Source organism: Luteibacter jiangsuensis (assembly GCF_011742555.1).
GTDB lineage: Bacteria > Pseudomonadota > Gammaproteobacteria > Xanthomonadales > Rhodanobacteraceae > Luteibacter > Luteibacter jiangsuensis.
In genome coordinates this window covers 141,332-167,979 of the sequence record NZ_JAAQQR010000003.1, presented here as the reverse complement: position 1 = coordinate 167,979, position 26,648 = coordinate 141,332, and the positions used below count along the sequence as shown (strand labels likewise).

27 protein-coding genes are annotated in these 26,648 nt (G+C 66.1%); 7 read left to right on the top strand and 20 right to left on the bottom strand.

Features of this window, described 5'->3' with window-relative positions; genetic code table 11:
* Window positions 1-5: 5 nt before the first annotated feature.
* The 4 genes from HBF26_RS07620 to HBF26_RS07605 form a co-directional block, all read right to left on the bottom strand.
* Window positions 6-1,097: a PQQ-dependent sugar dehydrogenase gene (locus HBF26_RS07620; protein WP_167124698.1), complete on the bottom strand. Its 1,092-nt coding sequence runs from the start codon at window positions 1,095-1,097 to the stop codon at window positions 6-8.
* A gap of 35 nt (window positions 1,098-1,132) precedes the next feature.
* Window positions 1,133-2,134, bottom strand: a complete 1,002-nt coding sequence (locus tag HBF26_RS07615) for a YheT family hydrolase (protein ID WP_167124696.1) — start codon at window positions 2,132-2,134, stop codon at window positions 1,133-1,135.
* Window positions 2,131-2,931 carry a lysophospholipid acyltransferase family protein gene (locus HBF26_RS07610; RefSeq protein ID WP_167124694.1) on the bottom strand — a complete coding sequence of 267 codons (801 nt, stop codon included), beginning with the start codon at window positions 2,929-2,931 and terminating at the stop codon, window positions 2,131-2,133. The genes HBF26_RS07615 and HBF26_RS07610 overlap by 4 nt, the downstream gene beginning before the upstream one ends.
* Window positions 2,932-3,014: 83 nt before the next feature.
* Entirely contained in the window at window positions 3,015-3,500 is a 486-nt protein-coding gene (locus tag HBF26_RS07605; protein ID WP_425482983.1) for an Lrp/AsnC family transcriptional regulator, read from the bottom strand.
* Window positions 3,501-3,618: 118 nt separating this feature from the next.
* Here HBF26_RS07605 and phhA point away from each other — a divergent pair, with 118 nt between their 5' ends.
* Both phhA and HBF26_RS07595 read left to right on the top strand, forming a co-directional pair.
* A complete protein-coding gene (gene phhA, locus HBF26_RS07600; protein WP_167124692.1) occupies window positions 3,619-4,506 on the top strand; it encodes a phenylalanine 4-monooxygenase in 888 nt (295 codons plus the stop codon).
* A gap of 49 nt (window positions 4,507-4,555) precedes the next feature.
* Window positions 4,556-4,825, top strand: a complete 270-nt coding sequence (locus HBF26_RS07595; protein ID WP_167124690.1) for a hypothetical protein — start codon at window positions 4,556-4,558, stop codon at window positions 4,823-4,825.
* Between the two features lie 318 nt (window positions 4,826-5,143).
* On the opposite strand, the gene HBF26_RS07590 is transcribed toward HBF26_RS07595, so the two are convergent.
* The 7 genes from HBF26_RS07590 to HBF26_RS07560 form a co-directional block, all read right to left on the bottom strand.
* The gene (locus HBF26_RS07590) at window positions 5,144-5,851 is read right to left on the bottom strand and encodes an SGNH/GDSL hydrolase family protein (RefSeq protein ID WP_167124688.1); all 708 of its coding nucleotides are present in this window, start codon (window positions 5,849-5,851) and stop codon (window positions 5,144-5,146) included.
* Between the two features lie 57 nt (window positions 5,852-5,908).
* Window positions 5,909-6,604 carry an RES family NAD+ phosphorylase gene (locus tag HBF26_RS07585; protein ID WP_167124686.1) on the bottom strand — a complete coding sequence of 232 codons (696 nt, stop codon included), beginning with the start codon at window positions 6,602-6,604 and terminating at the stop codon, window positions 5,909-5,911.
* Window positions 6,601-7,002, bottom strand: coding sequence for an MbcA/ParS/Xre antitoxin family protein (locus tag HBF26_RS07580; RefSeq protein WP_167124684.1), 402 nt, complete (start codon window positions 7,000-7,002; stop codon window positions 6,601-6,603). Before HBF26_RS07580 ends, HBF26_RS07585 begins: the two co-directional genes overlap by 4 nt.
* Window positions 7,003-7,166: 164 nt before the next feature.
* Window positions 7,167-8,894, bottom strand: coding sequence for a DUF885 domain-containing protein (locus tag HBF26_RS07575; RefSeq protein ID WP_167124682.1), 1,728 nt, complete (start codon window positions 8,892-8,894; stop codon window positions 7,167-7,169).
* A gap of 183 nt (window positions 8,895-9,077) precedes the next feature.
* Window positions 9,078-9,782, bottom strand: a complete 705-nt coding sequence (locus HBF26_RS07570) for a helix-turn-helix transcriptional regulator (RefSeq protein ID WP_167124680.1) — start codon at window positions 9,780-9,782, stop codon at window positions 9,078-9,080.
* A 113-nt stretch (window positions 9,783-9,895) separates the two neighbouring features.
* Window positions 9,896-10,537, bottom strand: a complete 642-nt coding sequence (locus HBF26_RS07565) for a glutathione S-transferase family protein (protein ID WP_167124678.1) — start codon at window positions 10,535-10,537, stop codon at window positions 9,896-9,898.
* Window positions 10,534-10,749: a hypothetical protein gene (locus HBF26_RS07560; RefSeq protein WP_167124675.1), complete on the bottom strand. Its 216-nt coding sequence runs from the start codon at window positions 10,747-10,749 to the stop codon at window positions 10,534-10,536. The genes HBF26_RS07565 and HBF26_RS07560 overlap by 4 nt, the downstream gene beginning before the upstream one ends.
* A gap of 130 nt (window positions 10,750-10,879) precedes the next feature.
* Here HBF26_RS07560 and HBF26_RS07555 point away from each other — a divergent pair, with 130 nt between their 5' ends.
* Both HBF26_RS07555 and HBF26_RS07550 read left to right on the top strand, forming a co-directional pair.
* Window positions 10,880-11,905 (top strand): class 1 fructose-bisphosphatase, encoded by a 1,026-nt coding sequence (locus HBF26_RS07555; RefSeq protein ID WP_167124673.1) that lies wholly within the window; start codon window positions 10,880-10,882, stop codon window positions 11,903-11,905.
* 55 nt (window positions 11,906-11,960) lie between these two features.
* Window positions 11,961-12,914: a patatin-like phospholipase family protein gene (locus HBF26_RS07550; RefSeq protein WP_425482982.1), complete on the top strand. Its 954-nt coding sequence runs from the start codon at window positions 11,961-11,963 to the stop codon at window positions 12,912-12,914.
* Here HBF26_RS07550 and HBF26_RS07545 read toward each other — a convergent pair whose 3' ends face one another.
* From HBF26_RS07545 to HBF26_RS07530, 4 genes are all read right to left on the bottom strand, one after another.
* Window positions 12,915-13,499, bottom strand: a complete 585-nt coding sequence (locus HBF26_RS07545; protein ID WP_167124669.1) for a TetR/AcrR family transcriptional regulator — start codon at window positions 13,497-13,499, stop codon at window positions 12,915-12,917.
* 88 nt (window positions 13,500-13,587) lie between these two features.
* Window positions 13,588-14,580 (bottom strand): glycoside hydrolase family 43 protein, encoded by a 993-nt coding sequence (locus HBF26_RS07540; protein WP_167124667.1) that lies wholly within the window; start codon window positions 14,578-14,580, stop codon window positions 13,588-13,590.
* A 73-nt stretch (window positions 14,581-14,653) separates the two neighbouring features.
* Complete coding sequence (locus HBF26_RS07535) at window positions 14,654-16,762, bottom strand: TonB-dependent siderophore receptor (RefSeq protein ID WP_167124665.1); 2,109 nt, start codon at window positions 16,760-16,762, stop codon at window positions 14,654-14,656.
* Window positions 16,763-16,893: 131 nt separating this feature from the next.
* Entirely contained in the window at window positions 16,894-17,928 is a 1,035-nt protein-coding gene (locus tag HBF26_RS07530; RefSeq protein WP_193569836.1) for a CDP-glycerol glycerophosphotransferase family protein, read from the bottom strand.
* 78 nt (window positions 17,929-18,006) lie between these two features.
* On the opposite strand from HBF26_RS07530, the gene HBF26_RS07525 reads away from it, so the two are divergent.
* Window positions 18,007-18,774, top strand: coding sequence for a glycosyltransferase family 2 protein (locus HBF26_RS07525; protein ID WP_167124662.1), 768 nt, complete (start codon window positions 18,007-18,009; stop codon window positions 18,772-18,774).
* Between the two features lie 178 nt (window positions 18,775-18,952).
* Here HBF26_RS07525 and HBF26_RS07520 read toward each other — a convergent pair whose 3' ends face one another.
* The 5 genes from HBF26_RS07520 to HBF26_RS07500 all read right to left on the bottom strand — a co-directional run bounded on the left by HBF26_RS07520 (window position 18,953) and on the right by HBF26_RS07500 (window position 25,239).
* Window positions 18,953-20,026: an NAD(P)H-dependent flavin oxidoreductase gene (locus HBF26_RS07520; protein WP_167124660.1), complete on the bottom strand. Its 1,074-nt coding sequence runs from the start codon at window positions 20,024-20,026 to the stop codon at window positions 18,953-18,955.
* Between the two features lie 152 nt (window positions 20,027-20,178).
* Entirely contained in the window at window positions 20,179-22,374 is a 2,196-nt protein-coding gene (gene paoC / locus HBF26_RS07515) for an aldehyde oxidoreductase molybdenum-binding subunit PaoC (protein ID WP_167124658.1), read from the bottom strand.
* On the bottom strand, window positions 22,371-23,330 hold the full coding sequence (locus HBF26_RS07510) for an FAD binding domain-containing protein (protein WP_167124655.1): 960 nt from the start codon (window positions 23,328-23,330) through the stop codon (window positions 22,371-22,373). Before HBF26_RS07510 ends, paoC begins: the two co-directional genes overlap by 4 nt.
* Complete coding sequence (paoA, locus tag HBF26_RS07505) at window positions 23,327-23,917, bottom strand: aldehyde dehydrogenase iron-sulfur subunit PaoA (protein ID WP_425482981.1); 591 nt, start codon at window positions 23,915-23,917, stop codon at window positions 23,327-23,329. Before paoA ends, HBF26_RS07510 begins: the two co-directional genes overlap by 4 nt.
* A gap of 467 nt (window positions 23,918-24,384) precedes the next feature.
* The gene (locus HBF26_RS07500; RefSeq protein WP_167124650.1) at window positions 24,385-25,239 is read right to left on the bottom strand and encodes an alpha/beta fold hydrolase; all 855 of its coding nucleotides are present in this window, start codon (window positions 25,237-25,239) and stop codon (window positions 24,385-24,387) included.
* A 180-nt stretch (window positions 25,240-25,419) separates the two neighbouring features.
* Between HBF26_RS07500 and HBF26_RS07495 the strand changes: the two genes are divergently transcribed.
* The gene (locus HBF26_RS07495) at window positions 25,420-26,037 is read left to right on the top strand and encodes a CGNR zinc finger domain-containing protein (RefSeq protein WP_205287607.1); all 618 of its coding nucleotides are present in this window, start codon (window positions 25,420-25,422) and stop codon (window positions 26,035-26,037) included.
* Between the two features lie 59 nt (window positions 26,038-26,096).
* Window positions 26,097-26,633 (top strand): energy transducer TonB, encoded by a 537-nt coding sequence (locus HBF26_RS07490; protein WP_167124648.1) that lies wholly within the window; start codon window positions 26,097-26,099, stop codon window positions 26,631-26,633.
* The last annotated feature ends 15 nt before the right edge of the window (window positions 26,634-26,648 follow it).

Here is a 26,648-nt window from a genome sequence, read left to right as displayed (position 1 = left end):
CCTTCTTACTTCTTGTAGGTCACGCGATAGATGGCGCCGTTGTCGTCGTCGCTCACCAGGAGGCTGCCATCAGGCAGCGGCTGCACGTCGGCCGGCCGGCCGGACACCTTCCCGTCCTTGAGGAAACCTTCCACCAGCGGTTCGTAGCTGGCGACCTTGTTGCCGTTGAGGCGCACCGTCATCACCCGGTAACCGGACTTGACCGAGCGGTTCCAGGAACCATGCTCCGCAACGATGAGTGCACCGTGCCAGGCGGCGGGAAACTGCTTGCCCTCATAGAAGCGGAGGCCCAACGCGGCCACGTGCGGTCCCAACTTCAGCACGGGCGGTGTGTAGTCCTTGCAGTTTTTGCCTTTTCCGAACTCCGGATCCGGCGTGTCGCCCTGGTGGCAATACGGATAACCGAAATGTTCGCCGGTTTTCGTGACGCGGTTGAGTTCGTCGCTCGGCAGGTCGTCGCCCAGCATGTCGCGGCCGTTGTCGGTGAACCACAGGGACTTGTCGGTGGGCCGCCAGTCGAAGCCCACGGTGTTGCGGATGCCCTTCGCCACGGTTTCCACACCGCTGCCGTCGGGATTCATGCGCAGCAGCTGCGCGAAGCCCTCGTCGCCCCGGTCGCAGATGTTGCACGGAGCCCCCACGGGCACGTAGAGCTTTCCGTCGGGGCCGAAGGCGATGAATTTCCAGCCGTGCGCCGTTTCGGTGTGCAGCTTGTCGGTGACCACTTCCGGCTTCGGCGGTGCGTCGAGGTGGTTCTCGATATCGCGCAGCACGTAGATCCGGCTCACGGCCGATACGTAGAGATCGCCGTTGCGGAACGCCACGCCCACCGGAAGCTGCAACCCGGTGGCGACGGTGCGCACTTTTCGCACCGAACCGTCCGGATCGTAAGAGACGGCATACACCTTGCCGGCATCGCGCGAGCCGACGAATACGGTGCCGTCGGTGCCGGGCGCCATTTCCCGTGCATCCGGCACCTGGTCGGTCCACACCGCGATATGGAAGCCGGGCGGAAGCTTGAGCGACGCCATGTCCGGCGTGGCGGCGACGGCATGGCCGGCGAGGAGGACCAGGGCGAGTGCGGGGACGCTACGCATGTACGGGGCTCCTTGAGGATGGCACCCGCCTGGAATCAGCGGGTTATGGCGTCGAAACGGGCGGCGATGTAGTCGTCGGTGAAGCTGGTCATGCCGTAGTCGCGAATGAAACCGCAGTGGCCGCCGTAGGCCGCGATGTCGAGCTCGACGTTGGGCGGCAGGCGCAGCTGGTCGAACGCGGCCACCGGAATCACGGGATCGTCGCGCGAGGTGAGGATCGTGGCAGGCAGGTGCAGGTCCATCAGCCGGTCGCCGGCGACGGAATAGCCGTCCAGGTAGGCTTCGAGCGAACCGAAGTCGGTGTGGCGCAGCACCAGGGAACGCGTGAGGTCGCGCATGTTCTGGCGCAGTTCCTCCAGTTCGAAATACGTCTGCTGCGGGAACGCCTGCTGTTTGAGGCGCAGCGAGCGGCGCCACTTCTGCATGAAATACGCCTGATAGAACCACGGCGCCTCGCTCTCCAGCGAGAACAGGCCTTCGCTGGGATCGATGATGGGGCACACGGCCAGCACATAGTCCACCGGCACGCCCTGCGAGGGCGCCAGCATGCCGGCGCGCAGCGCGAAGTTGCCGCCGAGGGAGAAGCCGGCCACGCCGATGACCTTCGCGGGGAACATGCGCGCGATCTCGCCCATCGCCGTCACCACCTCGTCGATTCGGCACGAGTGGAACAGCGCCTCGTTGAGCCCATGGCTGTCGCCGTGATCGCGGAAATTCAGGCGGAAGATGTCCCAGCCGTCGTCGAGCAGGCGGCTGCCCGTCTGCAGGACATAGGTGGAATCCACACTGCCTTCCCAGCCGTGGAAGAGGATGGCGAGGCCACGCGACTCGCGGCCGGTGCGCTGGGCCGTGTAGCGGCCGCTCAGGCGGTCGCCGTGGCCGACGTCAACCAGCACTTCCTGCGCGTTTTCCTGCACGCGCCGCGCCTCTTTCGGCAGCAGCCGGCGCCGGATGCCACTGGACGACAGCATGGTCTGGATGTGGCCACTGCGGAGTGGCCACGGCGGTCGGAAGTCGGAGCCCGTCGGCAGGCTCATGCCGGCGTGTCGGTATCCAGGGCCACCGCGATGCGCTCGCGCGAGGCTTCGGCCATGCGGCGGCGCCCCTCCGGCGACATCGGCACGGGCTCCAGGAAGTGCACCTCCACGTCGAGCGGCGGCTCGCCGAGAAGGCGCAGGAAATTGCCCATGAAGCTCTCGCCCTCGCGGAAACCGGCGTCGACGACCCGGCGGCCGTGCCGTGCGAAGCGCAGGGCCACCGGCTGTACCGGCACCTCGGCGTCGAGGGCGGCCTGGAAGATGCGCGCATGGAACACGCGCAGCACACCGTTGTGGCCGGTGCCGCCTTCGGGGAACACCGCCACGGAACGGCCTTCGCGCAGGCGTTCCACCATGGCGGCCATCACCGACGAGAGGGAGTGGTTGTTACCACGGCGATGGAAGATCGTGCCGCCGCGGGAAGCCATCCAACCCACCAGCGGCCAGCTGGCGATCTCCGCCTTGGCGACGAAGCAGGCGGCACGCTGCGAATGAAGCAGTTCGATGTCGAGCCACGAGGTGTGGTTGGCGACGAACAGCACCGGATCCGGCAATGGCGTGCCGAAACGGCGGCTGCGGAACCCGAACACCCGCAACAGCAGCGTGGACCACATGCGGATGGTGCGATGGGCCAGCGGTTCGCGGCCGTCTTTCATCACGCCGCCGGCCCAGCTCAGGATCAGCGCGCAAATGACGATGCCGAACAGAATGTGGAGCAGCAGCAGCGGCACCCGCCACAGATAGCGAAGCGGTCGCATGCGGTCGCGGGGCGTCGGGTTGGCGGAGGCGGCTTCCATCGAGCGCACAAGATTAACGAGGGGCGCTGCCTGCCGCTAGGGGAGCATGATTTTATTCTTAGGGGACGGGTAGTTGAGGCGCCTCAAGGGCGGACATTACCGAGAGGCAAGGCGGTCGAGGCCTTGACGGTCCTCAGGACGAAGCTGGTGTTTACGTCCGCTACCCCCGCCGCATTGAGCAGGCGGTCGAGCAGAAAGCGAGAAAAGCCGTCGAGGTCCGCCACGTAGACCTGGAGCAGGTAGTCCATGTCGCCGGTGAGGGCATAGCAGGACACCACCTCGTCCCACGCGGCCACCAGCTCGGTGAACGAATCGATGGCGTCGGACTCGTGGCGGGAGAGCTGCACACGGACGAAGGCCTGCAGCCCCAGCCCGAGCGCACGTGGCTCCAGCCGGGCGCCGTACCCCGCGATGACGCCGTCGGATTCGAGTTTCTGCACGCGGCGAAGGCATGCGGAGGGAGACAGGCTCACCTCGGCGGCCAGTTCCGCATTGCTCATCCGGCCGTTGGCCTGGAGTGTGGCCAGGATGCGCAGGTCCGTTCGATCGAGGGTGGCTTGCACGATTATTTCGTCATATTGAGTCTATGACGCTCATTATTGTCATAAAGGCCGATGAAGACGCAACATTGCAAGCCTATTGCGCTCATCCGTCGCTATGCTGTTGCTTCAACCACCGGAGACCGCCATGGACACCCCCCGCCGCGTCGAACACCAGCAGACCGACCGTGGATACGTGCCCGTCTATGCCACCGGCACGGTCGAGCAACCCTGGGCCAGCTATTCGAAAACCGACCACGAGGTCTGGGACACCCTGTACCGCCGCCAGCGGGAACTGCTGCCGGCCTATGCCTGCCAGGAATTCCTCGATGGCGTGGAACGCTTCGGCCTCGGCGACGGCGGCATCCCGCGCTTCGACGACTTGAACAAGGTGCTGGGCAAGGCCACGGGGTGGCAGCTCGTGGCGGTGGAGGGGCTGCTTCCCGACGAGGTGTTCTTCGACCACCTCGCGAACCGGCGTTTTCCGGTGAGCTGGTGGATCCGCAAGCCGGACCAGTTGGACTACCTGTCGGAGCCGGACCTGTTCCACGACCTCTTCGGGCACGTGCCGCTGCTGCTCAATCCGGTGTTCGCCGATTACATGCAGGCCTACGGCAAGGGCGGCATGAAAGCGCATGCCATCGGGCCGGAGGCACTCATGAACCTCACGCGCCTGTACTGGTACACGGTGGAATTCGGGCTCATCCGCACCGACAAGGGCCTGCGCATCTACGGGGCCGGGATCGTCAGCTCCAAGGGCGAATCCATCTACTCCATCGATTCGCCGGCGCCGAACCGCATCGGTTTCGACCTGGAGCGGGTCATGAACACGAAGTACCGGATCGACACCTACCAGCAGACCTACTTCGTCATCGACAACTTCGAGCAGCTGTTCGAAGCCACCGGCCCGGACTTCACCCCCATCTACGCCAGGCTGGCCCAGGGCACCCCGGTCGCCGCCGCCCAGATCCTCCCGACCGACAAGGTGTACCACCGGGGCACCCGCGAAGGCTTCGCTTCGGGCGGGGACAACTGAGGCTCGACGGAGACCTAACACGTGGCTCCCTAGGATGGGGCCACGTGCAATGAACAGGGGTGATTCCGCCGTGGTTGTCTTCGATATTCCCTTCGAGTCCGTGGGTCCCGGTCTGTGGCTGCTGCAGAGGAACGAGTGCGAGGTCGGCGAGTTCTGCTCGCGGGACGACGCGCTCGAATGCGCCCTCAGGGAGGCTCGCCGGATCGAGGCCGCGAATGCGGCGTCCGACATCGTGCTCAACATCCAGGGCAACGACGGTGTCTGGCGCGCGTTCGACACGTCCATCAAGCCGTATTTCCCGCGGGCGCAGCACGCCTGACCCCGCTTCCGGCGGGAGCAGGAGTAACCGTCCTTCTCCGGGGGAACCCGGCTCTGCTCTTTGTGGGAGCCGCTTCAGCGGCGATGGGTGCTTGCGGCCAGGCTGCCCGCTGCCGCGGGATCGCCGGCATAGCCGGCTCCCACAGGCAAAATAAAACCCCGGCAGCCAGGGGAGGAGCTGCCGGGGTCGCGTCGGGTCCAGGCTATCAGGGGAAATAGCGGGACCCGGGACAATCGACTCATTGAAGCGTCGCTTGCCAACAGGTCGCCTCTCGGCGATCGAATACTTAGATAAGGCCGATCCCGTGAAGTTCCCGTCTCACTGCACGGCAGCATTTGGTTCCCGTTTAACTTCGGCGGCCTGCGCGTGGTCCGCCAGCCATGGGCCCACCTGGGCTACCCAGAGTGCGTAGCCCGCGGAATTCATGTGCAGGCCATCGTCGCGGAACAGAGCCGGCTTCGGCTGGCCGTTCGCATCGACCATCGCGGGCGCCACGTCGAGGAACGCCACGCCCTTCTGCCCCATGGACCAATCGCGCACGAGCTTGTTCGCGCGCTGGATGTTCCCCAGGAGGGCAAGCCGCGCGATGCTCGGCTTGATCGAGATGAAAGCGATCGGCAGGTCCGGCTGGTCCTGGCGCACCTTGGCCACGAACGCGGCGAAGTCGTCGCGCACCTGCTCGGGCGTGTCGCCGTTCTGCAGGTCGTTGTCACCGGCATACAGCACGATGGCCACCGGGTGGTACGGCGTGACGATGCGATCGGCGAAAGCCGTGCTGTCGTCGAGGTCGGAACCCCCGAAGCCGCGGTTGATCACCCGGTAGTTCGGAAAATCCTGCGCCAGCGTCGTCCACATGCGGATGGACGAACTGCCGATAAAGAGCACGGCGTTCGACGGCGGCGGGGACGCCTTGTCCGCGGCCTCGAAGGCCTGGATGTCGTGTTCCCACTGGCTGTGATCGGGGCCCTTGGCGTAAGTACCGAAGGAAAGGACGAGAAGGGTGAGGAGGAGTGTGAGCTTTTTCATCCGCTCCACCGTAAACCTATGGGGATGTCGGGGCAAACTGCGCTGCACCACGTGCCCTCATCCCCTGCCCCCATGCCGCTCCACCGGAGTCACCTTCAACACCGCTTCGATCCGGGTGCCGTTCCAGCGATAGATGAAGTGCTCCGCCTGGATGCAGGGCGCCACCACGTCGGGATAAAACGCGGCCACGCACTCGCCACCGGCATGACGGGCGCTGTCGTAGACGATGCCGTTGGAACCCTGCTCCCGCAGCGAGCGGGCAAGTTTCACGCTGGCCGCGTAGGAATCCGGATCGTGCTCGGCGGCCCAGCCGCCGCGGATGTCGTGGAAGCGGCCCGCGATGGCCGTCTTGTAGCAGCGCACCTGCACGTCCATCGGCGGCTCATGCGTAGCCGCGAGAAACGCCTCGCGATGGAATACCGTTTCCTCGATGGCCGTCGGCACGCTGTGCGCGGCGTAGAACACGCCCCAATGGCCGTCGCTGAATCGGCTTCCCTCGGGCGAGATATGGGTGAAGGCGGCCATGATCGGCGACGTGCCCTGCCCCGAGACGCGACGGTCGGGCGGTACGAGGCGCAACGCCCCCATCTCCTCCCGCAGGCGCGGGTTGGTCATCGATTCGATGGCCATGACGGCGTCGATGTCTTTCGGATCGGCGATACGGTCGAAAAGGCCAACCGGCGGGAAGCGGCTCGACACGATCCGATAGGCCTGGCTCCAGCGGATGCGGCGGAGCGGAGGCGCCGCGCTCATCCGTTCCAGCCGCGCTGGGCGTCCAGGTACTGACGGACGACGTAGAGGTCGGCAACGTTGCCCGAGAGCATGCGGTCGAGCGCGGAGCGCCCGCCGAACAAGGGTGCGTCGTTCGGCTTGCGCACCCAGGCGTCCGCCTGGTTCGGGTCGGGAAAGAGGATCTGCAGGTCTTTCCAGATGCCGAGCAGGTAACTGATGCGCTCAATGACGTCGCGTGAGGGCGTACCGTCCTGCTGTTTCTTCCACTTGAAGTAGGTGGATTCCGGCGGTTCCCCCAGCAGCGTGCGCTGCTCGGGGGGACGGAGCTTCCAGCGCTCCGCCAAGGCGAAGAAGGCCCTCAGCGCCGGGCCGCCGGCCTCGGCGAGGTGGATCGGTTCGGCATGGATGGCGTGCTGCATCGTCGCTTCACCTGTGGAGTTGTGACGCAGTGTACTCCATACAGAGAGAAAATGCTGTACCAACGCCCTTCATGTGGGAGCCGCTTCAGCGGCGATGGGTGCTCGCGGCAAGGGTGCCCGCTGCCGCGGGATCGCCGGCATAGCCGGCTCCCACAAGGACCCACCTACTTGCGCGAGGCAATCCAGGCGTCGACGTGCTGCTCCAGCACCGGTAGCGGCACGGAGCCCATGGCCAGCACCGTGTCGTGGAAGGCCCGCAGGTCGAACTTCTCGCCCAGTTGCTGTTCCGCCCTGGCCCGCAGTTCGCGGATTTTCAGATAACCCAGCTCGTACGACAGCGCCTGGCCCGGCCAGCTGATGTAGCGATCCACTTCGTTGGCGATTTCGCGATCGCTGAGCGCCGTGTTCTGGGTGAGGTAGTCGATCGCCTGCTGACGCGTCCACCCGAGGTGGTGGATGCCCGTATCGACCACGAGGCGGCACGCGCGCCACATCTGATAGGTGAGATAACCGAAGCGCTCGTATGGCGTGTGATAGATGCCCATCTCGTTGCCGAGGTATTCCGAATACAGCGCCCAACCCTCGCCGTACGCGGAAATGTAACCGTCGCGGCGGAACGCCGGCAGCCCCTGCTGCTCGGCGGACAGCGCCAACTGCAGCGAATGGCCCGGCATCGATTCGTGCAGGGTCAGCGCCGGCATGTTGAACAGCGGGCGCGACGGCAGGTCGTACGTGTTCACCATATAGACGTCGGCACCGCCGCGACCGGAGGTGTAATACGGCGCGATGTCGGCCGGCACCGGCTCGATCGCGAAACGCTGCCTCGGCAGCAGGCCGAAGAACTTGCCCAGCTTCGCATCCACCTGCTTCGCCACCCAGGCCGTGCGCATCAGCAGTTCGTCCGGCGTCTTCGCGTAGAACTGCGGGTCCTTGCGCAGGAACGTCAGGAAGGCCGGGAAGTCGCCCTTGAATCCGGTCTCCTTCATCGTTTCCAGCATGGCCGCGTGGATGTGTTCCACCTCACGCAGGCCGATGGCGTGGATTTCGTCGGGCGACAGATCGAGCGTGGTGTATTCGCGAATCTGCTGCCGGTAGTAGGCCTTGCCGTCGGGGAGCGATTCGGCCGCGAGCGTGGTTCGTGCCTTCGGCACATACTCGTTGCGGAAGAACGCAAGAAGGCGGCCGTAGGCGGGAATCACGCCGTTCGCGATGGCCTCGTGCGCCTCTTTCCGCAGCGCTTCGGCGTCCGCTTCCGGCAGGTTCTTCGGCATCGACTTGAACGGCTTGTACAGCGCACTGTCTTCCGGCTGCTTCAGTTCGGCCACCGCTGCGATGGAAACGTCGCGACCGTCCAGCACCGCGCGCGGCACCGTGAACCCGCGCGCAAGGCCCAGGCGCATGTTTGCGATCTCCTGGTCCATGTAGGCCGGAATCTGGCGCAGACGCTCCACGTAATGGCGATAGTCGTCGCGCGTGCGCAGGTCGTCGCCGTGCAGCACATAGCCGATGTCGGACCAGAACGCCGAATCGCTGTTGAACGGCATCTGCCATTGCTGGAAGCGTTGCGCCGCCGCGAGGTTGACGATCTGCGCGCGATAGACCTCGTAATCGACGCGAGCCTTGCCGCTCAAGCCCTTCGTGTCGATACGGTCGAGCTGGGCAAGCACATCGTTCCAATAAGCGAGCCGCTTCGCCTGGTTCGCCGCGTCCACCGTATCCAGACGCCCGTCGCCCGGCTGGGCCTCGCCCGAGGTGAGGATCCCGGCCTGCCCGTTACGCCATGCCCATTCCTTCGTGTAGATGGCGCGGAACGCATCGTCGGGCGTCGTGACGGCATGGGCGGCACCGGCGAAAAGGCCGGCGAAGGCGATGGCGCGAATCCAGGGGGACATGCAGGCTCCGTGATCGGGGGACGTGATTCCCGATCATCGCATCCCATAGCGCACTACGGGAGCCGGCTGCGCCTTTGTGGGAGCCGGCTATGCCGGCGATCCCGCGGCAGCGGGCAAGCTAGCCGCGCGCACCCATCGCCGCTGAAGCGGCTCCCACAAGGGCCTGGCCGGCTCCCACACGGATTATTCCAGCCCCGCGTAATGCCCGCGCATCGTTTCCAGATAGGCCTCGAGGTTGCGGCCCGGCAGGTCGGGGAAGGTCTCCCCGGCGTCGCGGCAATCGGCGATGCGGTCGGGGCGGAAGTTGCGGAAGGCCTGGCGATGGCGGCACCACGTGCCCAGCGTCCAGGCGCCACCCCAGAATGACAGGCAAAGCGGCTCCACCTCGCGCGTGCTGCTTCGCCCTTCGGCGTCGCGATAGTCCAGGCACAGCACCCGGCGCGCGAGCACGGCTTCGTGCAGGCGGTCGAGCATCATCGCGATGTGGTTCTGAAACGGATCGCGCCAGATGGGCGCAAAGATGCGCGACTGCGCCGACTTCTCGCGCAGCTCGGGTGGCAACACGGCTTCGATCTTGATCAGCGCGGCCTGTGCCTCGCGCGCCAGCCGTTCGCCGGCGAAAGCGCGAACGAAGCGCGTGCCGGCCACGAGGGCTTCCAGTTCGTCGGCGGAGAACATCAGCGGGGGGATGTCCGAGCCCTTGCGCAGGAGGTAGCCCACGCCGGCCTCGCCTTCGATCGGGACGCCCGAGAGCTGCAGGTCCGCGACGTCGCGATACACCGTGCGCAACGACACTTCGAGCGTGCTCGCCAGCTGCCGGGCAGGCAGCGCCGTTCGCCGGCCGCGAAGGGCGTTGATGATGAGGAACAGGCGGTCGGCACGGCGCATTCGCACATCATCGCTTCCCGCGCGCGGCGCGGGAAGCGATGGAAGTCACGGCGCGGCCCACCGGTGGTCGGGGCGTGGTCGGACCTCTTCAGGGCAGGCCGCATGGCCGCGGCTCATGCGGCGGCCAGGGACTGTGCGCGGGCCAGCGCTTCGTCCTGGATCGCGGCCCTGACGATGGCCGGACGCACCATGAGGCGAGCGACATACGTCTCGAAAGCGTCGCGGCGGGGAACGATGCCGAACTTCATTGTCCAGTCCAACGCGCTGGCCCAGAGGATGTCCGCGGCGGTAAAGGTCTCGCCGAGCAGCCATGGGCCCGGTCCCAGCTGCGCCTCGATCAGGCCGATCACGGTGTCGAAATCGCCATAGGGGCAGGTCGACTGCGGCGCGGGTTCGTGCTTCATGAAGCGGTCCATCACCGCCGGCTCGAAGCACGATCCGTAGAAGGCCAGCCAGCGCAGGTACGGGCCGCGCAGCGGGCTGTCGAGCGCGGGGGCCAGCCCGGCGGCGGGATAGAGGTCCGCGAGGTAGGTGAAGATCGCGGTGCGTTCCGTCACCAGACCGCCAAGGTGTTCGATGGCAGGCACCTTCCCCATCGGGTTCACCTTCATGTAGCCGGGCTGGCGCTGCTCGCCCTTCCTCAGATCCATCACGTGCATGTCGTACTGCGCCCCGAGTTCTTCCAGCAGCATCAAGGTGCTGCCCGAGCGGCTGTTCGGGGCGTGGTGAAACTTGATCCGATGCGGCGTGTTCATGCGAGGGTCCTTGTCGATGGTGTTTGGGCGATGCCTGCCAATGGCGGCTTTTTTGGGAGCCGCTTCAGCGGCGAAGGGTGCTCGTCGCAGGCTGGCCCGCTGCCGCGGGATCGCCGCTGAATTGGCTCCCACAGGTACTGCCCGTCCATCAGCTGGCCGCGGCGCCCCAGCGGCGCGTAAAGACGGGCGAGCCGGTCGAGAAAGCGGTTCATGGCGTGTCCTCCCCGTTGCTTGAGGGGAAAGTCTGAACCCGGGCTGCTGACAACGTACTGTCAGCAGTCCTACTGGCGCCGTTCATCGCCGACGCGGACAATGCCGGCTTTCGCGCCAGAGTCCCGCCCGATGACGAAACCGATTTCCCTGATCCAGTTCCTGATCGAAGAGAAGCGCGCCGGGCACATCAATGCCCAGCTCAGCCTGCTGATCGAGGTGGTGGCCCGCGCCTGCAAGCGCATCTCCGTCGCCACCGGCAAAGGTGCCCTGGGCGGCGTGCTCGGCAACGCCGGCTCGGAGAACGTGCAGGGCGAGGCACAGAAGAAGCTCGACGTCATCTCCAACGAGATCCTGCTGGAAGCAAACGCCTGGGGCGGCCACCTCGCGGCCTGCGCGTCGGAAGAAATGGACGATCCGCAGCCCATTCCCGACGCCTACCCGAAGGGCAACCACCTGCTCCTGTTCGATCCGCTCGACGGCTCGTCCAACATCGACGTTAACGTTTCCGTGGGCACCATCTTCTCGGTGCTGCGCTGCCCGGACGGTGTCACCGAGCCCAAGGTGGGCGATTTCCTCCAGCCCGGCACCGAGCAGGTCGCGGCCGGCTACGTGGTCTACGGTCCCAGCACCCTGCTGGTGCTCACCTTCGGCCACGGCGTGCACGAGTTCACCCTGGACCGCGAGCACGGCAGCTTCGTGCTCACCCGCCGCGACATCGTCATTCCCGCCGACACCAGCGAGTTCGCCATCAACATGTCGAACCAGCGCCATTGGGAAGCGCCGATGCAGCGCTACATCGACGAACTGCTGGCCGGCACCACCGGTCCGCGCGGCCGCGACTTCAACATGCGCTGGGTGGCGTCCATGGTGGCCGACGTGCACCGCATCATCACCCGCGGCGGCGTCTTCATCTATCCGCTGGACGCGAAGATCACGGCGAAGGGCGGCACGGGCAAGCTGAGGCTGATGTACGAGGCCAACCCCATGGCCTTCATCGTCGAGCAGGCGGGCGGCGCCGCCACCACCGGCCGCGAACGGCTCATGGATATTCAGCCCACGGCCCTGCACCAACGGGTGCCAGTGTTCCTCGGTTCGCGGAACGAGATCGACATCGTCACCCGCTATCACCTGGAAGCCGACGACACCCGCGGCTAAACGGCCCTGCTTTCGCCATGAACCCGTCAGGCCTCCGCCGCGCGGAGGCCCGATGATGCCGCTGCCTTTCCCTCCTACCGTGCCTCCCATGCGCTTTCCCCGCTCCCGTTCCTGGCTTCCGCTCCTTTGCGCCGCCCTGCTCGCCGGCTGCTTCGGCGGCAGCAAGCCGGATCCCCGCCCGGACAACGCCCTGCCCGTCCTGGCGGCGAAACCGCGCGTGGGGTTGGCGTTGGGCGGCGGCGCCGCCAAGGGTTTCGCGCATATCGGTGTCATCAAGATGCTGGAGGCCAACGGCATCCACGCCGACGTGGTTTCCGGCACGAGCGCCGGCAGCGTCGTCGGCGCGTTGTACGCCAGCGGCATGGACGCGTTCCAGCTGCAGGAGACGGCGTTCTCGCTCGACGAAGGAAAGATTCGCGACGTGCGCTTCTTCTCCGGCGGCCTGGTGCAGGGCCAGAAGTTGCAGGATTACGTGAACCAGCTGCTGCGGCAGACACCGATCGAAAAGCTGCGCATTCCCTTCGCCGCGGTGGCCACCGAACTGGAAGACGGCGAGCGTGCCGTCTTCATTCGCGGAAACGCCGGACAGGCCGTGCGCGCTTCGAGCAGCATTCCGGGCGTATTCGAACCCGTGGAGATCGCGGGCAAGCACTTCGTCGACGGCGGCGTCGTGAGCCCGGTTCCCGTGGATGCCGCACGCCAGCTCGGTGCCGACATCGTCATCGCCGTGGACATCTCGGCCCGGCCCGACGGCAGCAATCCCGACAGCATGGTGGGCATCGTGGGCCAGTCGATCACCATCATGGGCCGCAAGCTCGCCGAGCAGGAGCTCGGGCGCGCCGACATCGTCATCCGGCCGAAGGTGGGCCAGATCGGGCTCACCGACTTCGACCAAAAGAACGTCGCCATTCTCGAAGGCGAACGCGCGGCCCTCGCGGCCATGCCGGCCATCAAGGCGAAGCTGGCCGCGAAAACCGCCGCGATGGGCAACACGCCCGCCGCGAAGTAGTCAGCCCGCTTCCACCAGCTCCAGGGCGGCCTGGCGACCCAGCGAAAGGATTTCGTCGGAAAGTTTCTCGTCGGCCACGGCACGCGCCAGCGACATCGAGCCCACCAGCGAGGCGAACACCGCCATCGACAGCGTGCGGCGACGCTTGCCGCGCACGCTGACGGGCAAGGTCGATGCGATCAGATCCACCATCTCGGCGAAACCGTCGGTGAAAGCGCTTTTCGTTTCCAGCGGCCGGCGGGCCATCTCGGCCGACAGCGCGGCCGCGACGCAGCCGGTTTCCGGCTGATCGCGGTGGTCGGCAGACAGGTAACCGTTGATCAACGCGCGATAACCCTCGCCGCGCGACGCGTTCACCTTCGCCGTGAGCCGCTTGATGGCGCAGGCAGCCCCGGCCACCACGCTTTCGCGGACGAGGTCTTCCTTCGATCCGAAGTGGTTGTAGAAGCCGCCCTGGGTGAGCCCCACCTCGCCCATGAGGCTGACGACACCGACCCCGTCGATGCCGTCGGCGCGGAAGCGCTGCGACGCTGCCTCGACGATCTTCTGGCGCGTCTGTTCTTTGTGCCCTTTCTCGTAACGCATGTTGCCTCACTCCCGCAGGAATGGTCCTGCCCCGCGGGGATTGTAGCGAATCCTTGCGTGTCGAAAGGTCGAGCTTTAACTGCCTAGGCTATGGTCGCAGCGGGTTGGCCTTCACGCCTTCGTTCGTGATCTTCACGGGAAGGATCTTCCCGTCCTTGTCGAAGTACATGTGCTCGATGGACGTTTGCCGATGGTTCCCGTTCGTGTCGCCGAGCGGATGGCGGTGGTAAACGATGTACCAGGAGTCATCCTTCGCCACATGGAACACCGAGTTGTGACCCGCCCCGGTGGCGACCTTCGGATCCTGCTCGAGGATTTTCCCGATACGCTTGAACGGCCCCAGCGGCGAATCGCCGATGGCATAGGCCACCGAGTAGTCTGGACCCGTCCAGCCGCCTTCCGACCACATGAAGTAGTACTTGCCGTTGCGCTTGAACATCAGCGGCCCTTCCACGTATTCCGGTGCGGGGGTGATCTCCTTGAACACCGTGCCGTCGGCCATCGGCTCGACGCCGGTGAAGTCCGGCTTCAGCTTCACGATATTGGCGTGCTTCCAGCCGCCGTAGATCATGTACCAGGTGCCGTCGTCGTCGTGGAATACGAACTGGTCGATCGGCTGCGCGCCGTTGTGGAATGCATCGATGAGCGGCTTGCCGAGCAGGTCGCGGAACGGGCCCTCGGGCTTGTCCGCGACCGCCACGCCGATGCCGCCGAGTTCCTTGTCGCTCTGGATGTCGTTCGCGGCGAAGAAGAAGTAGTACTTGCCGTCCTTCTCGGCCAACGCGGGCGCCCACATCGCCTTCTTCGCCCAGGGCACGTCCTTGATGTCGAGCACGTGGGGATGTTTTGTCCAGTGCACGAGGTCAAGCGACGAGAAGGCGTCGAAATAGCGCTGCTCGGCGTACTTCAGCGACGTGGTGGGGTAGATCCAGTAGGTATCGTTGAAGATCGCGGCTTCCGGATCGGCATACCAGCCGGGAAACACAGGATTGCCGGCATGGCCGGGAGGCGGTGCGGCCAGAGCCGCCGTCGACGTCAGCGCAGCCAGCAGCGCGCCCCCCAGCAAGTTGCGAAAGCCCATCCCCACACCCCTTCGGCCAGATTCGAACGTCCGATCCTAGCGGGTCTGGACGTCCGGATGCCAACCCGTGGGCTCAGAAGCGGTAGCGGGCACTGCCCAGGATGCTGCGACGCGGTCCGTAGAAACAGTCGCCGCGCGCGAGGCAACTTGCGTTGTAGACCTGGTCGGTGAGGTTCGCCGCGTTCAACGAGAACCGCCAGGGGCCCTGTGTGTACGCGACCATCGCATCGAACAGCGTCTTGTGCGGCACCCGCAGCGTGCCGGTTTCGTCGTAGTTCACGCCGATGTAGCGCGCGCCGACGCCGAAGCTCAGGCCGTCGCTTTCCGCATCGTTCACATGATAGACGCCCCACACCGAGCCCTGGTTCTTCGGTAAACCCGCCACGATGGTCCCGTCGTCGGGCTGCGCCTTGGTCCAGGTGTACGTGCCGATGAGGTCGAGGTGCGATGCGATACGCGTCGAGGCTTCCAGCTCCACTCCGCGGGTTTTCGCCTTGCCGGCCTGGATCTGGTTGAGCGGGTTTTCCGGATCGGGCGCCAGGCGGTTTTCCTCACGAAGGTCGTAGTAGGTCGCGGTGAGGAGCGTCGGCGAGCCGGGCGGCTGGTACTTCACGCCCGCCTCGTACTGCTTGCCGCGCAGGGGCTCATAGGGACGGTTGTAGAAGTCCAGGCTGTCGAGCGGCTGGAAGGATTCCGTGTAACTCAGGTACGGCACCAGTCCGCTGTCGAAGCGATACATCACGCCGAAACGTGAGGTCGTGGCATTGTCCACCGAGCGGTCGTCGCCCGTCGTGAGCGTGGCGCGATCGTGACGGATGCCCACGGTGGCGATCCAGTGATCGCCCCAATTGATCTGGTCCTGCGCATACAGCCCTGTCTGGCGAGTGCGGCTGCTTGCAATCGGGAAGACATCGGGCGCGACGAATCCGTTGCCGTACACCGGCGCGTAAAGGTCGAACGGCACGCCGTCGTATCCATTGCCCTGGCGGCTGTCGGTATGCGAATAGCCGATGTCGAGGCCAATGAGCACCCGATGCCGCATGCCCGCGAAGTCGAAGTCGGCTTCTGCGTGGGTGTCCGTGACGAAGCGCTTGTGGCGATCGATCGAGATGTAGCTGTACCGTGCCACGGTGCGCTCATCGGCATCCAGGAAGGGGTATGCCGGGTTCGAGTAGACGTCCGGGTAGAGCGTGCGGTAGTCCACATTGTCGTGTGAGTAGCGCATGTTCTGCACGAGCTTCCACGTGTCGTTGAAGCGGTGCTCGAACAGGGAGGTGACCGATCTCTGGTTCGTGTCGTAGCGATCGAACCCAGGCTCGCTCACGAAGCGATGGGTATCGATCCGGCCATTCGGATTCGGCAGCAGCGTACCCGCGTGCGGGAGGAAGTTGAGCGACGTGCCGTTGTGGTCGAATTGCAGGTTCGCCAGCAGCGTCCAGCGCGTGTCGCCATCTGGCGCCCAGGTGATGGAAGGCGCGATGGCCTCGCGGTCGTCCGGCACGTGGTCGATCTGCGAATCCGAATCGCGATACACGCCGATGAGGCGATAGGCCCAGTGTCCTGCCGCGTCCAGCGGTCCGGTGAAGTCGAAGGCGACCTGCCGGCGCTCCGAGTTGCCGAGCTGAGCTTCCACCTCGTGCGAGGCGGTGAACTGCGGCAGTTTCGAGTTCAGCGCGATGAGGCCACCGGTGGTGCCCTGCCCATACAGGACCGACGAAGGACCACGCACGATCTCGATGCGGTCGAGGAAGTACGGTTCCGTGCGCGCATAGGCGTAACCGAAGTACTGGCGAAGCCCGTCAAGGTACTGCGTGAACGAGGTACCTCGCACGAAGGCGTCGTCACCGCGGCTGTCCACACCATAGGCGTCCGCACGCACGCCCGCGGAGTAGCGCAGCGCATCCTGCACGGTGAGCACGCCCTGGTCGAGCATCTGCGTGGCCGAAATCACCGAGATGGCCTGCGGCGTTTCCGCGATCGGCGTGTCGGTCTTGGTGGCGCCGCTGGCGTCGGTGCGCGCGTAACCTTCGTCCAGCCGCTGGCCGTGCACGTCCACGGGCGCGAGTTGGACGGCCTTGCCGCCGGCAGCCTCTGGAGGGGAGGCGTCCTGGGAGAGGACGGACGTCGGCAGCGCCAATGTGCCGGCGAGCAGCACGGAGAGGATATTTCTGTTCAAGGTCATGGGCTTCCGCGGGAACGGACGCCACCGGCAGGCCGATGACGCGGTCATTATTGCGAATGAATCTCATTACAATTATGACCGAGAGACCAGCGCCTACGCAATATTGCGAATTCGTCTCATTCCCAGGCTTGTCAGCGCGTGTCGAGTAGCTGCCCGATATCCCGTAGCGCCTTGAACCGCCGCACGAGGTTCAACGGTTTGCGCTTCAGCATGCCAAATTCGCCGCGCTGGAAGGCTTCCACCGCATCCAGCACGCGTTCGCTGGAATGGCCGTCGCGATAGGGATGGATGTCGTCGCCGTGCGCGCGGATGGCCGCCATGAGTTCGGGCGGATGCGACAGCGCGCGATCGATGGCGGCGTCCACGTCGGCGGGCGTCGGCACGTCGAGCATGAAAGGCTGCGGGACGCGATTCGCCACCGTGACCACCGGTTTTCCCATCACCGCGAACTCGTGGACGACGGACGAGGTGTCGCAGACGAGTACATCTGCGGCCCGCTCCATCTCGATCAGATGATCGGACGTGAGGAAGCGCGCGTTGGGCGCCTCCAGTCCGCGATACGCGGCGAACAATGCGTCGTCGCACTTCGGATGCAACGTGAGCAGCCACTGCCGGTCGCCGCGCGCGATCATGGCCCGCAGCGGCTCCAGCATGGCCGGTGCGCTGCTGAGGCGGTGGCTGAAGGTGGAGGCATACATGATGACGGGGCGACCGTCGCGCGGCGGGAGGTCCAGCAAGGACGGCGATGCCGGGCCGAAAAGCGGGTCGAGCTTCGGCCAACCCGTTTCGACCACGGCGAAATAGCCATGCTCGCGCGCCAGCGCCTCGAACGGCACGGTGGTCGCGGGCCCTTGCGTCACGTAGAGATCGAAGAACCCGCGAATGGCGAAATGGCCACGGTCGGGCTCGCGCTTCTGCGCGTTGAACCCGTGGAATACCTGCACCTTGATACCCGGCAACGCGGGAGAGACCCAGTTCGCGGCGCAGTACACGGCTTCCGGCCGCAAGGCATGCGCTTCGCGCAGGCTGCGCACACGGCGTTCGTCCGGGGTGAGCTGCGCGGCGACGGCCGCCGGCACCACCCAGCCCACGTCTATGCCGCGCTTGCGCGCCGCCGCGGCCAGGGGACGCAGGATCGGCAGGCCGTAAGACTCGGTGGCGAACATCAGGCACGCGGGCAAGGGCGGCACTCCGCAAGGGATGACGTGGCATTATGACGGCTCGCTACCCGACCCCGCACCTCGATGACCCTACGGCCCATTTCCCTCTGCGTGATCACCCAGAACGAGGCCGATCGCATCCGGGACTGCCTGGCTTCCGCCGCCGGCTTCTGCGACGACATGGTCGTCGTCGACGGCGGTTCCAGCGACGACACCATGGAAATCGCCCGAGATGCGGGTGCACGGGTGATGTCGCGGCCCTTCGACGGCTTCCGCAGCCAGAAGGCTTTCGCGGTGGTGCAGGCGAAGAACGACTGGGTGCTCTGCCTGGACGCCGACGAGCGCGTCGGCGCCGATCTCCGCGCGGCCATCGAAGCGGCCTGCGACAAGGGCTTCGACGCCGCCGGCTACCGATTCCATCGCCGCAACGATTTCTTCGGCCGCTTCATGCGCCACGGCAACGCGGGCGCGGACAAGGTGCTGCGGCTTTTCGATCGCCGCCGGGGCGGCTGGCGCGGGCCGCGCGAGATTCACGAGTCGGTGAGTGTCGACGGCGAGGTGCGCATGCTATCCGGCTTCCTCGACCACTATCCGTACCGCTCGCTGTCCGAACTGATGGCGAAGCAGGAACGGTACGCGCACATGATGGCCACCGAGGAATTCGCCGCCGGCAAGCGCGCCACGCTCGCGCAGATCGTGCTCAGTCCGATGTGGCGCTTCTTTCGCGGCTACGTACTGCGCGCGGGCTTCCTCGACGGCTGGCGGGGCATCGTCTACGCGCTGCTGCGCGTGGAATACGTGCGCCGGAAGTATGTGAAGCTCTGGCTGCTCGAACAGGGCCAGAAGCCCTAGGCGCGTTGCCCGGTGCCGCGGGATCGCCGGCGTAGCCTGCTCCCACAGGGCACCGCGAAGCCCGGGCCCCGCTCTCTCTGTAGGGGCCGATCGCCGGCATACCGGCTCCACAGGGCTCGGTGCGGAACTCCTGGCCCCGCTTTCTGTGGGAGCCGCTTCAGCGGCGATGGGTGCTTGCTCAAACGCGCAGCAATCGCGCGGCCACTTCGACGATGTCGCGCGCAATGGCCGTGGCCGAACCGTCCCGGGCCAGCGCCGCCGACTGCCCGGCCCATAGTGGCTGGAAGTCGCCGAGGCCGCGCGCTTCGGCCACCTTGCGCAACGGCGCGAGCGGTCCGCCCGCGAGCGGGAACGGCAAGGCATCTCCGGTCAGCGGACCGAGCTCGCGCATCACGCGGTTCAACACGCCGCGCGCGGGACGGCCGGTGAGAACGTTGGTGATCGCGGTGTTGTCGTCGCGAGCCTCTCGCAGGGCCTGGCGATGCACCGTGACCGTGGTCGCTTCCTCGGCCAGGAGGAACGCGGTGCCCACCTGCACGGCCGATGCTCCGAGACAGAGCGCCGCTGCCATGCTACGCCCGTCGGAGATTGCGCCAGCCGCGATCACGGGCACGTGCAGTGCGTCGACGAGTTGCGGCACGAGGGCCATGGTGCCGGGCTGAGTGGCCATGTCGTCGGTGAGGAAATTGCCGCGGTGGCCGCCGGCCTCGTAGCCCTGCGCGATCACTGCGTCGCAGCCTCGCTCCGCGAGCCAACGGCCTTCCGCCACGGTGGTGGCCGAGGAAAGCACCACCGCGCCCGTGGCTTTCACCCGGGCCAGCAGCCGTTCGTCCGGCAGGCCGAAATGGAAGCTCACCACCTCAGGGCGCAACGATTCCACCATGGCGCACATGGCCTCGTCGAAGGGCGCGCGGCCGCCGGCGGGGGGCAGGCCGCTCGCGTCGACGCCGAATTCCTCGAAATACGGCGCCAGCCTTTCGAGCCATCGCGCATTGGCTTCCGCCGTGGGTGCTTCGGGGCGATGGGCGAAGAAGTTGAGGTTGATCGGGCCGTTCGCCGCATCGCGGAATGCAACCACTTCGGCCGTCGCCTTTTCCACGCTGATGGACGAACAGGGAATGGCGCCCAAGCCGCCGGCCCGCGCCACCGCGATCGCCAGCGGCGCCAGCCCGGCCCCGGCCATGGGCGCAAGCAGAAGGGGCTGCTCAATCGCGAGCAGATCGAGGATACGGCGGTCGGTCCAGGCAGCCATGGTCTCACCGGTGCAAGTGCGGGAACCCGGCAAGCATAGCGGCTGTGACGCTGCCCGGAAGCCGGGCCCTGCGGGCAGCTATAGCGGCGAGGAGCCCACGAAGCCGTTTAGCCGTGAGGCGAATTGCTCTCGCCGCTGTAGCGGCTCCTACATTAGACGGGCGGCAGCTTGTCGAGGAACTTGTCCAGCGTGACGGGGTAATCGCGCACGCGCACGCCGGTCGCGTTGTAGACCGCGTTCGCCACCGCGGCAGCCACGCCGCAGATGCCCAGTTCGCCGACGCCCTTCGCCTTCATGGGCGAGGAGATCGGGTCGGTCTCGTCGAGGAACACGACTTCCTGGTGCGGGATATCGGCATGGACCGGCACTTCGTACAGCGCGAGGTCGTGGTTCACGAAGAAGCCCAGGCGTTTATCGACCACCAGTTCTTCCATCAGGGCGGCACCCACGCCCATCGTCATCGCACCGATCACCTGGCTGCGTGCCGACTTGGGATTGAGGATGCGCCCCGCGGCGCAGACGGCCAACATGCGATCGATGCGGATCTCGCCGGTGGCGGCGTCCACCCGTACTTCCACGAAGTGGGCACCGAACGTGGACTGCTGGTAGCGCTCGTCCAGGTCGCCGTATTCCATGCCGTCCTCGGCCACGATGTCGCCGCCCGCCACGGCCTTGGTCAGCGGCACACGGCGATCGTTCGCCACGACGTCGCCGCCGTCGAAGACGGCCGTGTTCGCGTCCACACCGAGTTTCTGCGCGATCGCCTCGCGCAGTTTCACACAGGCCGCATAGACACCGGCCGTGGAACTGTTGCCGCCCCACTGCCCACCTGACCCCGCCGACACCGGAAAGCTGGAATCGCCCAGGCGCACGTCCACGCGGTCCAATGGCAGGCCGAGCATTTCCGCGGCGGTCTGGCCGATGATGGTGTAGCTGCCGGTGCCGATGTCGGTCATGTCCGTTTCGACGACGAGGCGCCCGCTACGCTCCAGACGCACGCGGGCCGCGGACTTCATCACCAGGTTGTTGCGGAACGCCGATGCAACGCCCAGGCCCTTCAGCCAGCGCCCTTCGCGCACGCTGCCCGGGCGAGCGGCACGCCGTTCCCAACCGAACTTCTTCGCGCCCGTGCGCATGCACTCCACGAAACGGCGTTGCGAGAATGGCCGCTTGGGATTTTCCGGATCGACCTGTGTGTCGTTGAGCACCCGGAACTCGACGGGGTCCATGCCCACCTTCTCGGCGATCTCGTCGATGGCGATCTCCAGCGCCATCATGCCCGGCGCCTCACCCGGGGCACGCATGGCGTTGCCTTCGGGCAGGTCGAGCACCGCCAGGCGCATCGCGGTCATGCGGTTGGGGCCCGCATAGAGCAGGCGCGTTTGCGACACCGCGGTTTCCGGACCGCCGCCGGGAAGGTCGCCGGACCAGCTTTCGTGCGCGATGGCGTCGATCTTGCCTTCTTTCGACGTGCCGATGCGTATGCGCTGGATCGTGGCGGGACGATGCGTGGTGTTGTTCATCATGAGCGGACGCTGCAAGGCAACGGCCACCGGCCTTCCAGCAGCGCGCGCTCCGAGCGCCGCCATGATCGCGTCTGCGCGGACGAAGAGCTTTCCACCGAAGCCGCCGCCGATGTAGGGCGACACCAGGCGCACGTTCTCTTTCGGAATACCCAAGGTCTTCGCTACGTCGCCGCGGCTCCAATCGACCATCTGGTTTGCCGTCCACAGGGTGAGCCTGTCGCCCTCCCACGCCGCGATGGTCGCGTGCGGCTCCATCATGGCGTGGCTCTGGTCGGGCGTGGTGTACGTGGCATCCAGCGTCACGGCCGACGCGGCGAAGGCTTTATCGAAGTCGCCCACCGCTGTGTCCGGCTTGCCGTCCTTCGGCTTCGTGGCCGAGCCTTTGGCTGAGGCGAGATCGAATGTGCCCTTGGCGCGCGCATAGTCGACATGGACGAGTTGTGCCGCGGAGCGCGCCTGCTCGAAGGTTTCCGCCACCACTACCGCCACCGCCTGGTGGTAGTGCTCGATGTCGGGACCGCCAAGCAGGCGTGCCGTGTTGAAGTTGCCCTTGCCGAGCTTTCCGGCGTTCTGCGCGGTGACGACGGCGAGCACGCCCGGGGCGCGGCGCGCCTTCGATGTGTCGATGGCAACGATGCGCCCCTTCGCGATCGACGACCCCACGACGTAACCATAGGCGTGATCAGGCGCCACGTCGTGTCGCTCGTATGCATAGGGCGCCGTACCGGTGGTCTTCAGCGGGCCGTCGATGCGGTCGACGGGCTTGCCGACAACCTTCAGGCGGTCGATGGGATTGGTGGTGGCGGGCGTGTCGAATTTCATGCGGTGCGCTCCTTCGCCTCGGCCAGCGTCGCAGCCAGGGTGCGTTCGACCAGCGTCAGCTTGAACGCGTTGTCGTCGGTGGTCTGTGCGCCGGCGAGCAGGCGTGCCGCCACCGCCTTCGCGCCTTTCGGCAGCTCGGCGTCCGCCGCCTCCACGCGCCAAGGCTTGTGTGCCACGCCGCCAAGGGCGACGCGACCGCTGCCGTTGGCTTGAACCACCAGAGCGACCGACACGAGGGCAAAGGCATACGACGCGCGGTCGCGCACCTTGTGATAGAGCTGGTGCCCGCCGATAGGCTTGGGCAGGGTCACCGCCGTGATGAGTTCACCCTTCGTCAGCACGTTCTCGATGTGCGGCGTGTTGCCGGGAAGCGTATGGAAGTCCGCGATGGGAATGCGGCGCACGCTGCCATCGGGCTTCACGGTTTCCACGGTGGCATCGAGCGCGCGCATCGCCACCGCCATGTCGCTCGGGTGCACCGCGATGCAGGCCTTGCTGCCGCCGACGACGGCATGCGATCGACTGAAGCCGCCGAGCGCGGCGCAGCCGCTACCCGGCAGGCGCTTGTTGCAGGCCTGGTTGGTATCGTAGAAGTACGGGCAGCGGGTTCGCTGGAGAAGATTACCGGCCGTGGTGGCCTTGTTGCGCAACTGGCCCGATGCGCCGGCCAGCAAGGCGCGCGAGAGCAGCGGGTAGTCGCGCCGGATGCGCGCATCGGCGGCGAGGTCGGTGTTGCGCACCAGCGCACCGATACGCACGCCACCGTCGTCCGTGCCTTCGATCCGGGCGAGATCCAGCCCATTCACATCGATCAGGTGGGCCGGCTGCTCGATGTCGATCTTCATCAGGTCGAGCAGGTTCGTACCACCCGCGATGAACCGGGCGTTCGGTGTCTTCGCGGCGGCGGCGGCGGCCGCCTGCGGCGATTCGGCGCGCTCGTAGGTGAAGGGCCTCATGCTGCACCCCCTGCCACTTCCTCGATCGCGTCGTGAATATTGGAGTAGGCGCCGCAGCGGCAGATGTTGCCGCTCATGCGCTCGCGGACCTCCGTGCGGCTGAAGCTGGCCTTCGCCGTCAGGTCGCCCGTCACGTGGCTCGGAATGTCCGCCTTGATCTCGTCCAGCACCGCTACCGCGGAACAGATCTGTCCCGGCGTGCAGTACCCGCACTGGTAGCCGTCGTGCTTCACGAACGCGGCCTGCATCGGGTGGAGACTGCCAGGCCTGCCCAGACCCTCGATGGTGGTGACTTTTGCGCCTTCATGCATCACCGCCAGCGTGAGGCAGCTGTTGATGCGGCGGCCGTCGACAATGACGGTGCAGGCGCCGCATTGCCCATGGTCGCAGCCCTTCTTGGTGCCGGTAAGGTGCATATGCTCGCGCAGGGCGTCGAGCAGGGTCGTGCGCGTGTCGAGCTCCAAGGCTTGTTGCGCGCCGTTGACCTCCATGCCGACCTTCGCCGTTACCGGCTTGCTCGTGGCTCCGAGCCCAGACTCGGAGCCACCGGCCACCAAGCGGGGGGCCGCCAGGGCCGTGACCGACATGGCGCCCATCTTGAGGACGTCGCGCCGCGTGAACTTCCAGTCATTCGATGGAGCCATGATCGAGTCCTCAGCGCTGTTGGGGATTTAGCCTGGACAGGCGGGCTGGACTAGCCGTTGGAGCCTAGAGCATCGTCGCGCGGACTGCCACGGCGGCGGACGCCGGACGGATAACCGGCGGATCTCAGCGGCTCCCGTTCCGAAGATCGTTCGGCTCGGTTGGTTCCGCGGCGCGTGCGGGGTCGGCACTCGGCGCCTCATGACTCGAAGGAAGGGTGGCCGACGAAGGATCGTCGGCGAACATGGGCGGTACGCTCGATGGCATGGCTGGGTCTCCTTTGACCGGAAACCATCGGACGAAGCGCGTGAAGCGGCGGCGAAAAAGCAGTCACCCGGAGGTTCAGACCGCCTTTACACTCACCGCCGCTCCACCCATGAGCGTCCACTGACGCTCTACTGGGCACCTGGGTTCATCGGGAAAGGAAGTCGCCGATGACCTTCGCGATGTCGGGCGCATGGGTCTCCAGTGCGAAATGGCCGGTATCGAAGAAACGCACTTCCGCATCGGGAATATCCCGCTTGAACGCCTCGGCGCCAGGCGGCAGGAAGAACGGATCGTTCTTGCCCCATACGGCGAGAAAACGCGGCTTGTGCGTGCGGAAGTACGCCTGGAAGGCGGGGTACATCGCCACGTTGTTCTTGTAGTCGCCGAACAGATCCAGCTGGATTTCATCGGCGCCAGGGCGGGCCAGGTAATGGTTGTCGAGCGCGATGCCGTCGGGCGACACCCTCGACTCGTCGCTCACCCCATGCACGTACTGCCAGCGCGTGGTTTCCGGCTTCAGCATGTCTCGCAACACCTCGCGATTCGCCGGCGAGGGGTCTTGCCAGTACGCGCGGATCGGGTTCCACCCTTCGCTCAGCCCTTCCTCATAGGCGTTGCCGTTCTGCGAGATGATCGCCGTGATCCGCTCGGGGTGGCGGGCCGCAATGCGGAAGCCCGTGGGCGCGCCGTAATCGAAGACGTAGACGGCGAATGTGTCGAAACCCACCACTTCCGTGAAGCGATCGATCACATCGGCGAGGTGGTCGAAGGTGTAACCAAACGCCTCGCGTGGCGGCATGTCGGAGAGACCGAAGCCGGGCAGATCCGGCGCCACGATGTGGAAACGATCCGCAAGCAATGGGATCAGGTCGCGAAACATATGGCTCGAGGACGGAAAGCCGTGGAGCAGGAGCAGCTTCGGCGCGTCGGCCGGACCGGCCTCGCGATAGAACACGTTGAAACCGTCGACGTTGGCGGTGCGGTAGTGGATGGTGGTCATGGCATTGCCTCCGTAAGTGATGGAACTCGGCAGTCTCATCGGATGGGCACCGTGGGCTCCCGGCTTGAAGCTAGCCGTAACCACCCCGATGTGCTTATGGAGGTTATTTACTGCACAAGTAACTTGTCAAGCACTTTTTAGCCGGTTACTTTCCCCAGCCTACGCCGGAGCTTTTCGCCCATGTCCCAGTCCCTGCCCCCCATGTTCATCGCCGACGCTCCCGGCCTGGATTTCCTGAATTCGGTGGCGACGCCCGTGGACGTGCCTGTCGACTGGATCGACGACGGCGACGGGCTGCTCGCCTGGCTGGAACAGGCCGGGCTGGTGCCTTTGGACGTTCTGGCCGCCATGCGCGACCGTGCGATGCCGGGCGAACTCGACCGCCTTGCCGATCAGGCCCGCAGCCTGCGCGAGTGGTTCCGGGGTTTCGTGCGCACGAAGAAGGGTCGCGCGCTGGGTGCCGACGACCTGAAGGAGCTGGAACCCCTCAACCAGTTGCTCTCGCGCGACGAGGGCTACGCGTCGATCGTGCCGAGCGAAGGCGGCGACACGCTCAGGTTCGTCCGCGCGCGTCGGTGGTCCTCGCCGGAATCGCTGCTGCAGCCGATCGGCGAAGCCATGGCGAAGCTCGTCGCCGAAGAGGACTTCTCATACATCAAGGCTTGCGAAGGTCCGACCTGCACCCTGCTCTTTGCCGACCACACGCGCGGCCACGTTCGCCGCTGGTGCAGCATGGCGGCCTGCGGAAACCGGGCGAAGCAGACAGCGCACCGCCAGCGCGTGCGATCCGCCACCTGATAGCCCCCCGAGCGCCCCTCGCATGGATATCATGGCGCCACATCGACCAGGGGCACACCATGAAGCCGACCAGGATCTCCCTGCGCACCGCGAGCGCCATCACGGCCATGCTCGCACTGGCGGGCTGCGCACATGACCAGCCGGCGGTGCATACCGCCGCTCCCGCCCCCACGAAAGATGCCAAGGTCAGCTACGACGCCATGCCGGAAAGCGCCGCCAACCGGTATCAGATGACGAAGAGCCAGCATACCTTCGGCGCACAGCCCATCGACAATCCGCCGCCCGTGTATCCGCCCGAACTGGTATCGGCGAACCTCGCCGCCACGATCCATGCCAAGGTGATCGTCGACGGCGAGGGCAAGGTCACCGACGTGCGCGACCTCGACACCATGGGCGGCGAACACCACGCGGCGTTCTTCGCGGCGGTGAGGGATGCAGTGCTCCGCTGGCGCTACACGCCCATGACGGTCGTACAGGACCACGAGGACGCCAAGGGCAACTTCAACACCACGCGCAGCACCGCACCTTTCAGTCTCGACTACGCGTTCCGCTTCGAGCTGAAAGACGGCGTGCCGTCGGTTTCCGCCACACGCTGAGGCGCAGCGGAGAGC